The 13,535-nt window shown below is 57.7% G+C and carries 9 protein-coding genes; 2 read left to right on the top strand and 7 right to left on the bottom strand.

Annotated features, from left to right (window positions below; all coding sequences use genetic code 11):
• Positions 1-6 precede the first annotated feature (6 nt).
• The 3 genes from BLR44_RS07015 to BLR44_RS07005 all read right to left on the bottom strand — a co-directional run bounded on the left by BLR44_RS07015 (position 7) and on the right by BLR44_RS07005 (position 5,198).
• Positions 7-3,378, bottom strand: coding sequence for a SusC/RagA family TonB-linked outer membrane protein (locus BLR44_RS07015; protein WP_245705994.1), 3,372 nt, complete (start codon positions 3,376-3,378; stop codon positions 7-9).
• A gap of 128 nt (positions 3,379-3,506) precedes the next feature.
• Positions 3,507-4,487 carry a FecR family protein gene (locus BLR44_RS07010; RefSeq protein WP_089680625.1) on the bottom strand — a complete coding sequence of 327 codons (981 nt, stop codon included), beginning with the start codon at positions 4,485-4,487 and terminating at the stop codon, positions 3,507-3,509.
• 45 nt (positions 4,488-4,532) lie between these two features.
• Positions 4,533-5,198, bottom strand: a complete 666-nt coding sequence (locus BLR44_RS07005; protein ID WP_245705993.1) for an RNA polymerase sigma-70 factor — start codon at positions 5,196-5,198, stop codon at positions 4,533-4,535.
• Positions 5,199-5,533: 335 nt separating this feature from the next.
• Here BLR44_RS07005 and BLR44_RS07000 point away from each other — a divergent pair, with 335 nt between their 5' ends.
• Positions 5,534-5,836, top strand: a complete 303-nt coding sequence (locus BLR44_RS07000) for a hypothetical protein (protein WP_089680621.1) — start codon at positions 5,534-5,536, stop codon at positions 5,834-5,836.
• A 57-nt stretch (positions 5,837-5,893) separates the two neighbouring features.
• Here the strand turns inward: BLR44_RS07000 and BLR44_RS06995 are convergent, their stop codons facing one another.
• From BLR44_RS06995 to sppA, 4 genes are all read right to left on the bottom strand, one after another.
• Positions 5,894-8,299, bottom strand: a complete 2,406-nt coding sequence (locus BLR44_RS06995; RefSeq protein ID WP_245705992.1) for an alpha-ketoacid dehydrogenase subunit alpha/beta — start codon at positions 8,297-8,299, stop codon at positions 5,894-5,896.
• 296 nt (positions 8,300-8,595) lie between these two features.
• On the bottom strand, positions 8,596-9,276 hold the full coding sequence (locus BLR44_RS06990; protein WP_089680619.1) for a DUF2306 domain-containing protein: 681 nt from the start codon (positions 9,274-9,276) through the stop codon (positions 8,596-8,598).
• A gap of 117 nt (positions 9,277-9,393) precedes the next feature.
• Positions 9,394-10,824 (bottom strand): T9SS type A sorting domain-containing protein, encoded by a 1,431-nt coding sequence (locus BLR44_RS06985; protein WP_089680617.1) that lies wholly within the window; start codon positions 10,822-10,824, stop codon positions 9,394-9,396.
• 184 nt (positions 10,825-11,008) lie between these two features.
• The gene (gene sppA / locus BLR44_RS06980) at positions 11,009-12,781 is read right to left on the bottom strand and encodes a signal peptide peptidase SppA (protein ID WP_089680615.1); all 1,773 of its coding nucleotides are present in this window, start codon (positions 12,779-12,781) and stop codon (positions 11,009-11,011) included.
• Between the two features lie 108 nt (positions 12,782-12,889).
• On the opposite strand from sppA, the gene folK reads away from it, so the two are divergent.
• Positions 12,890-13,399 (top strand): 2-amino-4-hydroxy-6-hydroxymethyldihydropteridine diphosphokinase, encoded by a 510-nt coding sequence (gene folK, locus BLR44_RS06975; protein WP_245705991.1) that lies wholly within the window; start codon positions 12,890-12,892, stop codon positions 13,397-13,399.
• The last annotated feature ends 136 nt before the right edge of the window (positions 13,400-13,535 follow it).

The following is a 13,535-nucleotide window of genomic DNA, read 5'->3' as shown; positions in this document are numbered from 1 at the left end:
ACCCGTTCAAAAGCTGAGGTGAATGCCCAATAGAAACGTACGTGCCCGCGGATACAGGGCATCGTCGATACCGTACCGCATTTCTTCGGTTTTGCCACTGATGTTGCCGATCTCCGGGTCCGGCCCGCTGTACGGCGTCAGAACAAAGAGATTTTGCGCGGTAGCGTACACGCGCAGTTGCACAAGTTCGGACCGCGACAGCGGGTTACAACCGACCGTCAGGTTATCCAAACGCACAAACGACGCCCGTTCGACAAAGCGATCGGAAAAGTACTGTGGCACCAGAAACTGCGTAGCGGCATACGAAGTCGGCAGGTTGGTCGGCGTGATTTCGGTCGTGATGCGGCTCAGGGCGGCATACGAGGCGCCATTGTTGTAAACGTAATTGCCGGTTTGCGCCCGCAGGGTTACACTCCAGTCGAAAGGGCCCACCGTTCCGCCGGACGTAAGGCCATACAGCATCTGCGGTGCCGGGGCGTGAAAAGGCGCGCGGTCCTGTTCGTTCACCAGGCCATCGCCGTTCAGGTCCTGGTACAGATCCGCCGGGTTGAGGACACCGTCGCCGTTATGATCCACGCCGTCGGGCAGCGGATTTCCGTTCGCATCCAGCTTGTGTCGGAACACAAAAAAGGCGTTAACGGGCTCTCCTTCGCGTAAAATCTGTACGGTATTGCCCGTTCCGCCGAAAATCAAGCCGGTGGGATACCCCTGAAAATCGGGATCGACGCTGCCGGCCAGGCGCAGCACTTGGTTATGATTATAGGCTGCTACCAGTCCTACCTCCCAGGTCGCGCGCTGGCGGGCGACCACTTTGCTGTTCAGGCTGAATTCAAGGCCACGGTTTTCGACCGTACCAATGTTGGTGAGAATCAGATTGGAAAGGTTAGCCCCGGCGGGCACCGCCACTTCGAACAATAGATCGTCCGTTTTTTTGTGGTAGAGTTCCACCGCACCGGAAAGGCGGTTCTGCCAGAAACCGTATTCCAGCCCCAGATTGACCGAACGCGTCGCTTCCCACTTCAGGTTAGGATCGTACCCGTTGGGCCGCAGCGTCGAGACAAACTCATCGCCGAACTGCACCTGCGTACGTCCGTCGCCCGGCATGTACGTCGGCAAAAACCGATAGTCAGGAATGTCCTGGTTGCCCGTAACGCCCCACCCTAACCGCAGCTTCAACGTCGACAGCCACGTTGCCTGCGCCAGAAAAGGCTCGTTGTTCACACGCCAGCCCACCGCCGCCGACGGAAAAGTGCCCCACCGGTGGCTCCGCCCGAAGCGCGAAGAGCCGTCGCGACGCACCGTGACCGTCATCAGGTAACGGTCTTTCCAGGTGTAGTTCATGCGTCCGAAAAAGGCAATCAGCCGATTCGCCAGCACCGTGGTGACGTGCTCGGTCTGTCGCACATAGCGCGGATTGTCAAAGCCCAGTTCGTTTTGCAGGGTCGACGAAAAATCGAAGCCCAGGTACTCGGGATAGACGTTACGAAAATCCTGGTACGAATAGCCACCGGTCATCTCGACCGTACTTTGGAACGCTTCGAACGCGCGGCGATACGTCAGATAGGTATCGAGCACCTTGTTGGTGCGCGTCACGTCGGCGACTCTGATTTCGCCGTGCGTGGTGTACTGCGACCGCAAAGTGGTGGGCAGGAGCCGCTTTCGGTCGCCGTTCTGGAGGTCGTAGCCTACGTTCAGTTTCGCACTCAGGCCGGTAAGCCAGGGCAGTTGGTAATCGAGCTGCAGGTTGCCGATGCTCCGGTATTGCTGCCCCTGGTCGCGCGTCAGGGCGAGTTCGGCCACCGGATTTTTCGGTGCCAGGTCGTTAGCTTCTTCGTAGAAACCGCTCCAGGGACTGTCCGCGTCGTAAACGGGTTGAGTGGGATTGAATCGCGCCGCATGGCCAATGGCGGTCAGCGGCGCGAACCAGTCGTAAGCGTAGGCACCTTTCAGGTGCAGATCCAGGCGCAGTTGGTCGTTGAGAAGATCTTCGCGCAGGCCGAGCGAAACGCTGGTGCGCTGGGTCCGCGAGGTTTTCAGAATACCGTTCTGGTCCATAAACCCGACCGAAGCCCGGTAGCCCGAGTGTTTGCCTCCACCCGTCAGGCTCAGCGCATGGTTCTGCCCCCAGGCCGTTTGGTAGATCGCCCGACTCCAGTCCGTTGCGGCGGTACCGATAAAAGGCGCGCGTTCCGGAGCCTGTTCCCGGATCAGGTGGCTGAACTGTTCGGCATTCAGGACCGACGCCCCCCTGGCAAGGGTGGCCGCCGAAACCCAACCGTCGTAGTGAACGCGTACGTCTTCGCCGGCGTGGCCTTTCTTGGTCGTGATGAGGATGACGCCGTTGGCCCCACGCGAGCCGTAAATGGCGGTAGCGGAGGCATCTTTCAACACCGTGAACGACTCGATATCGGCCGGATTCAGTGCGTTGAGTGGGTTACGCCCGGCCGTGAAACCACGCGGGTTGAAGGGCGCATTGTCGATCGGCACGCCGTCGATCACGTACAGGGGCTCATTGCTGGCATTGATCGAGGTGCCACCCCGGATGCGGACGGAGGTCTGCCCGCCTGGCTCCCCTGAATTTTGCGTGATCTGAACACCCGCCACTTTACCACTGATGAGCTGATCGGGCGTCACAATCGCGCCCTGGTTAAACGACTGCACCTCAACGGTCTCAACCACCCCCGTGACGTCTTCTTTGCGCTGCGCGCCGTAGCCCACCACCACCACTTCATTCAGGGCCAGCACATTCTCCCGCAGTGCGATGTCGACGCTGGCGCGGTTTGCCACCCGCACTTCCTGCGGCCTGAACCCCACCGCACTGAAGACCAGCACGGCTCCTTCCGACACCGGCAGCGAACATCGCCCTTCCCGATTGGTCACCGTTCCGTTGGTTGTACCTTTTTCCCAGACGTTTACGCCCGGCAGCGGCATGCCGCGCACGTCGGTCACCCGCCCCGAGATCGCATACGTCTCGGATAGGGCCGTTGGTTCTTTATCCGCCGCCGTGTCCTCATTCGGCACTGGTGCGCCAAACAGAGGCCGGTGCGGCGCCAGTAGCGTATCGCCCGCCGGGAGTTCTTTGATCAGAAACGTGTTGTGCTTTATTTTCCGGAACTGAAGCCCGGTGGCGTGCAGCAACGTGGTCAGGTTCTGTTCTACGCTTTGCTTCGCATCGAATGCGTCCCGGGGCACTTCCTGGCGGTCGAGCGCCGTCTCTTCGAAGAGAATGTCAATGCCAAAATGCGTCTGTAGGCGCAGTAATGCTTCTCGTAAAGGCAGGGTGGCACCGGGAGGTGCCGCGTCGTCGTGTGCCGGAGCGAAAGAGGAATCAGCGGGGCCGGGTTGAGCCAAAAGACCACACGCACAAAGGGATAGCATACCCAACAGGGCGAGCCTCCGCAAGTTGTGGTGGGTGCAGCGTCTCATAGGTTGTTGCAGGATACGTCAAAAGCAATATACTCGAAAAGGGGGATATCCGGGCAAAGGCCTCGCTTCCTCTGGCGGGATTACTGCCGGGCAGAAAGGCGACGGTCGTCACCCTGCTGGCTTACTTCGATGTCCATCAGTTCGGCCAGTACCAACAGCAGATCATCGGCATTTTCGGCCTGATAGGTTCCGGTCACGGTCCGGCGGGCCAACGTGGGATCGGCAATCTCGACCTTCACCCCGAAAATCTCGTTTACCTGATCGGCCACTTCGCGCAGCGTGGTTTCGTCGAACACAAATCGATGATCTTTCCAGGCCAGATAGGGCGTCACAGAGTCGACTTGCTGGCGATGGATGGTGCCCTCCTCCCCAATCCGGGCCACGTCGCCTGGCTCCAGCGTAAGGGCTTGGGCCGACGTCTGGAGTTGTATGCTCCCTTCCAGCAGCACGACCCGGGTGCCTCGCGGACGACTGGCGATCGCAAACGTTGTTCCCAGCACTTCGACTTCCGTCCCTTCCGAAGTTTCGACCAGAAACCGTTGGTGATCGTCCGTAGGCTGCACAACGAATTCGGCCTCGCCTTCCAGGCGCACCGTCCGCCCCCACCCACCGAACCAACGGGGAACGTACAGAGACGAGTGTGCATTCAGCGTCACGCGACTGCCGTCTTCCAATAATACCTCGCGCACCTCGCCGTAGGCCGTCGTGTAATGCCGGTACCCGAGCGACCGACCGAACAAGCCCACACCCATGCCGATGACAACTGCCGCGGCCGCCGGCCACCACCAGCGGAACCGTACGCGACGCACGGCCGGAGCTTTTACGTGAGTCGGTTGCGCCGGAGTTGCCTGCCGGTCCAACAGGGCCTGAAACTGCGCCAGCGCCGGAGCCGGGTCGGCCATGTATTGCGGGTGCTCGGCTTCCCACGCTTCCAGCCATTGGTAATAAAGCTCCTGATTTTCGGCGTGCTGCAACCACTCCAAAATCATCTGCTTTTGCAGAGGCGTTGCTTGCCCGGCAAAGTAGGTATGAAGTATGGTTTGAGAGAGTTGCTGCTCCATGATCGAAAATCGAAGTAAACGGGTCGTTACAAAGGCGAGGTGGTTTTAAAAAAACAGGTGCATGAACGTGGCCCCCAGCGCACTTACCAGCAACAGCCACTCCCCTTTCAGGGCCTTGCGGAGCGCGTGCAACGCTTTGGTCATGTGCGCTTCCACGGTTTTGATCGAAAGGCTCAATTCTTCCGCAATTTCTTTGTTCGGCTTCCCTTCAAACCGACTCATCAGAAAGACTTTCCGACTCTGCGGACTGAGCGCCTCCACGGTTTGGCGAATGCGGCCGTACAGTTCGTCGTATTGCATCATCTGCTCAGGCGAAGGCTGTTGCAACAGATCTTCTAGCTGACTTGCATCGGTCGAGGCGCGGTCGCGGGCAAATTCCCAGCGCAGGTAAGTCACCGCCCGGTTGCGGACCGCCGCAAAAAGGTACGCCCGGTAACTCCCTTTGATCTGCTGGTAGAGCTGCTTTTGCCAAAGCGTGGCGAAGACCTCTCCGACCAGATCTTCTGCCACCTGCCGGGAGTAGACAAACCGCACGGCATGGCTGCACAGGCCGGTATAATAGCACCGGAACAGGAGTTCGCACCCCTGCCTCGGGTCCGTGGCAAACGCTTCGCGCAGCGCCCACTCTTTGTCCAGCGGATCGCTCATGCCCTCGTGCTCCCAATCGGTCGGTACGGATGCAGAAGCATGGTGAGCGGAAGACGCACGCATAGACGGGTGGTTCGGATCAGGTTGTTCATTGTAATGACGAGTCGGTATCGCTTTACCCTTATTGCGCGCGCAAAGATTTATCGTGCTGCCTCTGGTTGCGCCATTGCGGATGGAGCCGAACGATACGGAGGGGAACGGAAACAGGTCCGCCCGCCAGAGCGCTTTTTTACAAAATCGATTGTTCGTTTCCGGAAACCGAGTGTTCGTTTTCGAACATCGCCTTCTCGCAAAATACGCCTCTAATAGCCAAAAATAAGGTTTTTATAGAGTTGGCACGTTTCTGGAAAATTAGACAGCAACCCAGTATTTTTTCTAAACTAAATTTTCTTTCAATCATGAAAACGCTCAAAACCCTTCTTGCCCTGACGCTAGTTCTGGCTACGGCCGCCAAATCAGAAACGTTCGCTGCCACCGACGACAACGGCAAGCACAAGAAAAAAGACAAAACGGAAACGACGACCGCCGCGGTGCATACCCTGCAGGTGTATAACCTGTCGGGTAAGCTGATGCAGGAAACGCAAAGTACGACGGACCTGATGCCGGAAACGTTGTTCTTGTTTTCGTACGCCGGTGTAGACTATTACATTCTGGACGAGAAACCTGCTTACGACAATTCGTTGAAACCTGTCAACCTGTAAGCGGTTATGTGCCGGCACTAAAAAGGCGACGTAGTTCAGCACGTCGCCTTTCGCTTTTTAGTCGAACAAGGCCGGAAACCGTTGCGGATCGGCTTCGTGCATCAGGGCGTAGGCCAGTTCGAAAACATCTTCCAGATTGGGCTTGGAAAAATAATCGCCGTCGGAACCGTAAGCCGGGCGGTGTGCCCGTGCCGAAAGCGTGCGCGGTTCGGAATCCAGGTAGCGGTAGGCACCCTGCCCTTCTATCACCTGCTGCATCATGTAGGCCGATGCCCCGCCGGGCACGTCCTCGTCGGCAAAGATTACCCGGTTGGTTTTCTTTACCGATTCCACGATCGAGTGGTGAATGTCGAATGGCGAAAGGGTTTGGACGTCAATCACTTCACAGTCGATGCCGTATTCGGCCAGTTGCTCAGCAGCGTCCAGCACGATCCGGCACATCGATCCGTAGGTGACGACCGTCAGGTCCTGGCCTGCGCGCAGCACTTCGGGTACGCCCAGCGGAATGGTAAACTCGCCGACGTTGTCGGGCAGTCGTTCTTTCAGGCGATACGCATTCAACGATTCGATCACCAGCGCCGGATCGTCGGCCTGCAACAGCACGTTGTAAAAACCGGCCGCCTGCGTCATGTTGCGGGGTACCAGCAGGTAAATGCCCCGCAGGCTGTGCAGCAAGGCGCCAATGGGCGAGCCCGAATGCCAGATGCCTTCCAGGCGGTGCCCCCGCGTACGAATGATGACGGGCGCTTTTTGCCGTCCTTTGGTGCGGTAGTGCAACGACGCCAGGTCGTCGCTCAACGTTTGCAGGGCGTAGTAGGTATAATCGAGGTATTGGATCTCCGCGATGGGACGCAGCCCGCGCAACGCCGTTCCGACGCCTTGCCCGATGATGGTCGGTTCGCGAATCCCGGTATCGGTGACGCGCAATTCCCCCCACTTGGCCTGAAGACCGGCCATGCCCTGGTTAACGTCGCCGATCTGCCCGACATCTTCCCCGAAAGCGAAGATGCGAGGATCGCGCCCCAAGGCCGCATCGAAACAGGCCTGAATCACTTCACGCCCGTCGACCAGAGGGCTTTCGTCGCTGTATGCGGGCGCCACGGTAGCGACGCGCAGGGCCGAGTCGGCCGATTCGCTGTGCAGGTGTGAGCTGTAGCGCTCGTCGTAATCTTTGCGGATGGCGTTGTACCAGGAAAGTAATTGCTGCCGTCCGGTGTTCAGCGGTTCGTTACGCAAGATGCGCAAGGCTTTCCGAACGGTGCGCACGGCGTCGCTCCGCACGGGGTTGAGGGTCTTTTGCAGTTCCTGCCGCAGGCTCCGCAGTGTCGCAGCGTTCGGGCTGTGGCGGGCTGCCACTTCCAGCAAACGCAATGCGGTTTGCTGTTGCCCCATGGTATCGGCGAGATACGTCTTCCAGGCAGCGTTGCGCGCTTGCCGGGCAACTTCTTTCGATTCTTTTTCGATCTGCACGAGTTCGTCTTCTTCGGCCAGACCCGAGTCCAGCATCCACTCGCGCATCTTCAGGATGCAATCAAATTTCTTTTCCCACGTCAGTCGCTCTTTCGACTTGTAGCGCTCGTGCGAGCCCGACGTGGAGTGGCCCTGGGGTTGGGTCATTTCGATGACGTGCAACAACACTGGCACGTGCTCGCGACGGCAGAGGCTGGCGGCCTGCCGGTATGCTTCACACAGCGCTTCGTAATCCCAACCCCGCACGGTGAAGATTTCGAAGCCGGGCTTTTCGTCGGTGCGCTGGAAACCGGCCAGCGCTTCCGAAATGCTACCTTTGGTCGTGTGGTATTCGTTCGGAACGGAAATGCCGTAACCATCGTCCCAGACCGACATCAGAAGCGGAATCTGCAACACGCCCGCGGCGTTGATCGCCTCCAGAAAAATTCCTTCGGAGGTAGATGCGTTGCCTATGGTCCCGAAGGCGATTTCGTTGCCGTTCTCAGAGAATTGCGCAAACTGCTTCAGGTCCGGATTCTGCCGGTAGAGCTTCGAGGCATACGCCAACCCAATGAGGCGAGGAATCTGCCCGGCCGTCGGCGAAAGATCCGAGATGACGTTCTTCAGCTTGACCAGTTCGCGCCAGGAGCCATCGCGCTCCAACAAGTGCGTGGCAAAGTGGCTGTTCATCTGCCGCCCGGCCGAGGCGGGATCGGCCTCTTCGTCAACGTGGGCGTAGAGCTGGGCGAAGTATTGCTGCCAAGTCAGTTCACCAATGGCCGACATGAACGTCTGATCACGATAGTAGCCCGACCGAAAGTCGCCGTTCCGAAACACGCGCGCCATCGCCAGCTGGGCTACTTCCTTGCCGTCCCCGAAAATGCCGAACTTCGCCTTGCCCATAAACACCTCTTTGCGCCCCAACAGGCTGACTTCACGGCTCTCGCAGGCAATCCGGTAATCGCGGAGTACCTGTTCACGGGTTAAGTTTTCGGTTAAGGTTACAGTATCCACAGGCCTTGCAATATCGTTTGATCTTGTAGGGGTCAAAATATGGGTTGCCGCACGAAAGTGCAACCGCCGCGGCGGTGTTTCCGCGCTCACGAGCACGAAAATTCGGTGTGGGCTGCTGTAAGATACTAAAAAACACCCTCATCCGGAAAGTGTTTGGTCCGAACAAGGGTGAAACAGAAACCTTCTCTATCGCTCTGAAAAGGGAAATCGGATAGCAAACTTTGCGGTTGCCGAAACGCTGTTGTCTGCGGCAGGCCTCCAGCCGAATGAAGTTTTGTGTCCTGTCCGGAAAAAATTTACGTCCGCTCTACGGCCAATGTTTGTCGGGTCCGGAGCCGTTGCCGGTAATGACGAATGGCGTAGGCAATCAGCGGGGTACCGATCACCGTCGGCAGTAACCACACCACCCAGGCGGGCTGCCACGAAACGTTGGTCACCAGAAACGCCGTGAACGTGGCGATGTACGCCCCGCCCATGTGTCCTAGGTGCTGAAACAACCAGCGGTGACGATCGCGGGCGGGGTCGAACGGCCGCCGAAACTCGCGCAGGCTCTGCCAGCCACTCCGTGCACAGAACGCCCCAAATACCAGCAGCACTGGTTCAAAGCCAGAGCCTTCGCTGAAAAAGCCCAGCCCCGCTTTGCCCACCATGTAGACGCCCGTTCCCAGGGCCAGCCCCGTCAGCATCCAGTCGAGGACGCGGGCGGGTTCGCCGCGCTTTCGTTGCAGCGCCCGGTAGCCAGTGTAGCTCAGAAAAAAGCTGAAGACCCCGACTGTGAACAGAAAATCGTTGCCCCGGTAGCCAGCCATCAGCGCGGCCGTGATGGCAATCACGACCATGCCCCAGAAATACCAGCGCCCGCTCAGGCGATGCGCGGTTTTTCCTTTAGGAGTTACGATGGCGATAAAACCGGCCACCAGTGCGGTGAAGCCGGCGGCGATGTGCAGGATGAGCAACGAGCGAATCAGGGTTTCCATGGCGTTCCATTGTTTCCCTGAAAGTAAGCGCTCCTGCCCCACCCCGCCCGCACGCTCGTCGCCAGCCGTCAGTCCGGCAGGCTGAACCGTCGATCCGACAGACCGAAGCGTTTTTGCTTACTGGCGCACCAGTCGCCCGTTCCAGATCTGTCCTGAAGTCGTTTGAACACGATACAGGTAAGCTCCGGTCGGCAACGTACGCAGATCGACGGCGAACGACGGAGTGTGGTTCAGCGGACGCAGGTAAACCAGTTGGCCGGTGGCGTTGTACAAGTAGAAGCGGGTGGCCCCGGTCAGGTCGGGCAATTCAAAGCGCACTACGTCGGCCGTAGGGTTGGGATAAACTTTCAGGAAGGGACGCGCGGTACGGTCGTCGAGGGCCGTAGCCCGGTCTACATGAATCCGTACCACCAAATCGGACGCCGTGCCAACGGCAGTTGATAGGTCTTTGTATTCGTTTTTACGAAACACCACGTCGTAGGGCTGGCTGCGTGCGGCGCCGGCCGGAGGCGTCCAGCGGAAGGTGACCCAGGCCGTATCGGCGCTTTCATGCTCTACTTCTACCGCTGCACCCAGCAAACGTAAAGGTTCTCCGTCCACGAATAACGTGGCACTTTCGCCAACGGTGGCGGCAGCGACGATCGAGATTTCCAGGGGCCTTTCCGGCGAAACCCAGAATTCCGCGTTCCAATCGGTAACCGGTCCTTTGACGCGCGGCGGTTCGTTCGAAACGGCGGGGCGATCCTCGATCAGTAACTGGAAGTCGCGGACCACGTAGCCCTTCCTACGCTTCGTGGCTGTATCCCACTCCGATACTTCTACGGCATAGGTACTCTCTCCAAATAGGGTATTGGTTACATGCAACACGCCGGTAACCGGTTCAATCCAGATCGTATCCCCCTCAGCGGTCGAATTGGTAAAAAAGTAATTGGGCAGGGGTTTCGCCAGAGAACCATCGACCGAGTTTTCTTCGAAGTACCGAGGCAATACCAACCTGTACGAGAGACTGTCGCCATCCGGATCGTAGGCGGTAAGGGCGTAAGTTGATTCGAATCCTCCTGCGATTTGCGTCAACAGGGGCATGGCAAAACGCGGGGAGGTATTCGGGGTTGGCCCGGTCAGGTCCACCTGCGTTTCCACATAGAAACTGTACATATCGGAAGCGCCGCTCCCAAAATTACTTACCCCCCGGTTCCGGTTCTGCACCACGGTGGCGGCGAGGTACTTCCCTGGTTTGTCGTACGTATGGCTGTATTGGTAAAACCATCGGTCCGTGTCCGGTAAAAAAGCCTGTGGATACGTGGTTACGGTTACTTGGTCGTCTCCCAGGAGAATGCCCGCTGAGGTATCTCCAGAGTAAAACGTCAGATCTTTTAAGTCGATTCCGTTCTGATCGCGATAGACAATAATTTCGAAATGGACCGTGAAGGGATCGAGTGAGTCTTGGCGATAGATGATTTCGCCACCGCGGACGTGTGTGGCCGACGCCAAGTGCGGCAGAAAAAGCAGGTTTACCCCAAGAAGCGCGTACAGCAGACGGGTGTTCATAGCGATTGAGAGGGATGAGAAGTGAGTTGAAAAAGAAACGGGAAAGAGCGGATCAGATTTTATATTTTCTCGATGAACTAGAAAACCGCCACCACTCTCCTGAGCAATGACGGTTTTTTATCGAAGAACGCGGCCTGTATGCCTAGATTTTCAGACCATTTTTTCAGCGATCGGGAAGGGTCGCTTAGCGAATGATCAGCTCGAAAGGCAGACGCGTCTGGATGCCCTGCCAGTGTTTCAACTGCTGCACCGATTGGATCAGGGGGTAGTATTCTCCCAACTGATAGCGCAAGATCCGCGCGTGAAATTCTTCTTCCGAAGTATTCATAAGTTCTTCCAGGAAGTTTTTCTGCTCGGGCAGGAAGCGCACCCGGTACTTGTCCTGCTCCAGTCCGGCCGCATTGGCTGCAATTGCGATGGCCGAATCCAGGCCGCCCAGCACGTCGACCAGCCCACGGGCTTCGGCCTCGGCTCCCGACCAAACCCGACCGCCGGCCATTGCCTGCAAGGAATCGAGGGGCAGATTACGCCCTGTAGCGGCTTTCTGGGTAAATTCGTTGTAGGTAGCGTTCACCTGGCGCTGCAACACACTCCGCTCAAATTCGGTCAGCGGGCGCGTCACGTTAATCAGATCGGCATGTTCGCTGGTTTCGACCAAATCGGTCGTGATACCCAGTTTGTCGTTCAGCAGTTTCTGTGCATTGGGAATGATGCCGATCACGCCGATCGAGCCCGTGATGGTAGTCGGCTGCGCCACGATCGTGTCACACGCCATCGCCATGTAGTACCCTCCCGAAGCCGCCACCGACGACATGGAAGCGATGATGGGCTTCACGTCGGACGTCAGTTTTACTTCACGCCACATTACATCCGACGCCAGGGCACTGCCCCCCGGCGAGTTGATGCGCAGCACGACTGCCTTCACTTTGTCGTCAAGACGGGCGTCGCGCAGGGCGCGGGCGATGCGTTCGGAGCCGATCACCGACTCGCTGCCTTCTCCGCCCTGGATTTCGCCGGAGGCAAAGATGACGGCAATGCGGTCACGCGAGGTGTTGACTTCTTCTTTGTCCTGGTCCAGACGCGCTTTTTTGTACTTCGTGAGCGTAACGAACGGAATATCGTCATCCTCTTCCACGCTCAGGCGTTGCCGCAAATCGGTCAGCACTTCGTCGAAGTACCCTAGGTGCGTCACCAGCTTGTGTTTGAGGGCATCTTCCGGCAGCTGAATGAGCAATTCGTCCGAAATGCGCCGCAGTTCCGCAACGGGAATCTGACGCGATTCCGAGACTTCGCGCAGGTAGTTGTCGTAAATGCTGTTAAGGAACGAGGCAATCTGCGCTTCGTTGGGCGCGCTGTATTCCGTGTTGGTGAACGGCTCGGCAGCACTTTTGAAGTCACCGACTTTGATCACCTGCGGCTCCACCCCGATTTTGTCGAGCATGCCTTTGAAGAAGGGCGTTTCTGCCATCAGGCCGTTAAACTCCAGCCCACCGGCGGGGTTCATCCAGATGTCGTCGGCCACCGCCGCCAGCAGGTACGCCCCTTCCGAGTAAGTCTCGCTATAAGTAGTGATGAACTTGCCGGACTCCTTAAACTCCAGCAGCATCTGCCGCACTTCCTCAATCTGCGCGTAGCCACCCTGCACCGCCGATACGTCCAGGTAAACGCCTTTGATGCGGTCGTCTTTGGCCGCTTTTTTCAGCGCTTCGCGCAATTCGTAGAGGCCAATGCCCTCCTGCTGCTGCACCAGCGGCAGGTCCAGGCCCTCGAACGGATCGTCAGGATCGCGCTCCAGCAACGGGCGGTCGAGCGAAATTTTAAGGACCGAATTACTTTTGACCGCGACTTCGTCGTCCGAAGTGGCAGCGGCGATGCCAATCAAGAGGAGAAAGCCCACGATGCAGAAAAGTACCAACCCCACCAGGGTAGCCAGTACGTATTTTAAAAAGGATAACATGGCGTTTAAATAAATCTTCAGGATCTGGTAAATGTGTGTAAAAATAGCATGACTTTCGCACTTCAGTGTTCGAAAACGAACCAACGGCCTCTGGACAGGAAGAGCGGTTTGACAACAGTATATATTCTTTTGGGCAGTAACCTGGGCGACCGGGCGGCGCAACTTGCTCAGGCCCGGCAGTTGCTGGCACAACAGGTGGGTACCGTCGTGCGGGCGTCGTCCCTTTACGAAACCGCGGCCTGGGGCGTGGCGGACCAACCCGATTTTTACAATCAGGTGCTGGAGATCGCCACGACGCTGGCACCGGAAGCCGTACTCGACCGCATTCTGGCCTTGGAGCACCAATTGGGACGGGTGCGATTCCAGCGCTGGCACGAACGCACCATCGACATCGACATTCTTTATTATGGTGAGGAAGTAATGGACACGCCGCGCCTGCAGATTCCTCATCCGGAACTCCAAAACCGCCGCTTCACGCTGGCTCCCCTGGCCGAAATCGCACCCGACTGGCGCCACCCGGTTCTGGAGGTTACTCAGGCTCAGCTATTAGCGGCTTGCACCGATCCCCTTCCCGTACGCCTGGTGGGAGAAGTTGGACAACAACACAACCAATCATAAAACAATACGTACAAAAAATAGGAAATTAACTAGTTAGCAATGTCGGCTTTTTACTATGTTTGCTGCCGTCTTCTTACGTTTTTTGCAACTTCCTAGGGTTTCGACCACACGCGCTTTGCGTATGGCGAACCGTCTA

Origin of the sequence: Catalinimonas alkaloidigena (assembly GCF_900100765.1) — a bacterium.
In the GTDB taxonomy this organism is placed as follows: Bacteria; Bacteroidota; Bacteroidia; order Cytophagales; family Flexibacteraceae; genus Mooreia; species Mooreia alkaloidigena.
Note: the sequence above shows the minus strand (reverse complement) of the source record. Positions and strands in the feature narration are given on the sequence as shown.

Coding starts and splice junctions, on each gene's coding strand:
- BLR44_RS07015 (WP_245705994.1), bottom strand. CDS start 3,378: ATGCTATCCCTTTGTGCGTGTGGTCTTTTGGCTCAACCCGGCCCCGCT.
- BLR44_RS07010 (WP_089680625.1), bottom strand. CDS start 4,487: ATGGAGCAGCAACTCTCTCAAACCATACTTCATACCTACTTTGCCGGG.
- BLR44_RS07005 (WP_245705993.1), bottom strand. CDS start 5,198: ATGCGTGCGTCTTCCGCTCACCATGCTTCTGCATCCGTACCGACCGAT.
- BLR44_RS07000 (WP_089680621.1), top strand. CDS start 5,534: ATGAAAACGCTCAAAACCCTTCTTGCCCTGACGCTAGTTCTGGCTACG.
- BLR44_RS06990 (WP_089680619.1), bottom strand. CDS start 9,276: ATGGAAACCCTGATTCGCTCGTTGCTCATCCTGCACATCGCCGCCGGC.
- BLR44_RS06985 (WP_089680617.1), bottom strand. CDS start 10,824: ATGAACACCCGTCTGCTGTACGCGCTTCTTGGGGTAAACCTGCTTTTT.
- sppA (WP_089680615.1), bottom strand. CDS start 12,781: ATGTTATCCTTTTTAAAATACGTACTGGCTACCCTGGTGGGGTTGGTA.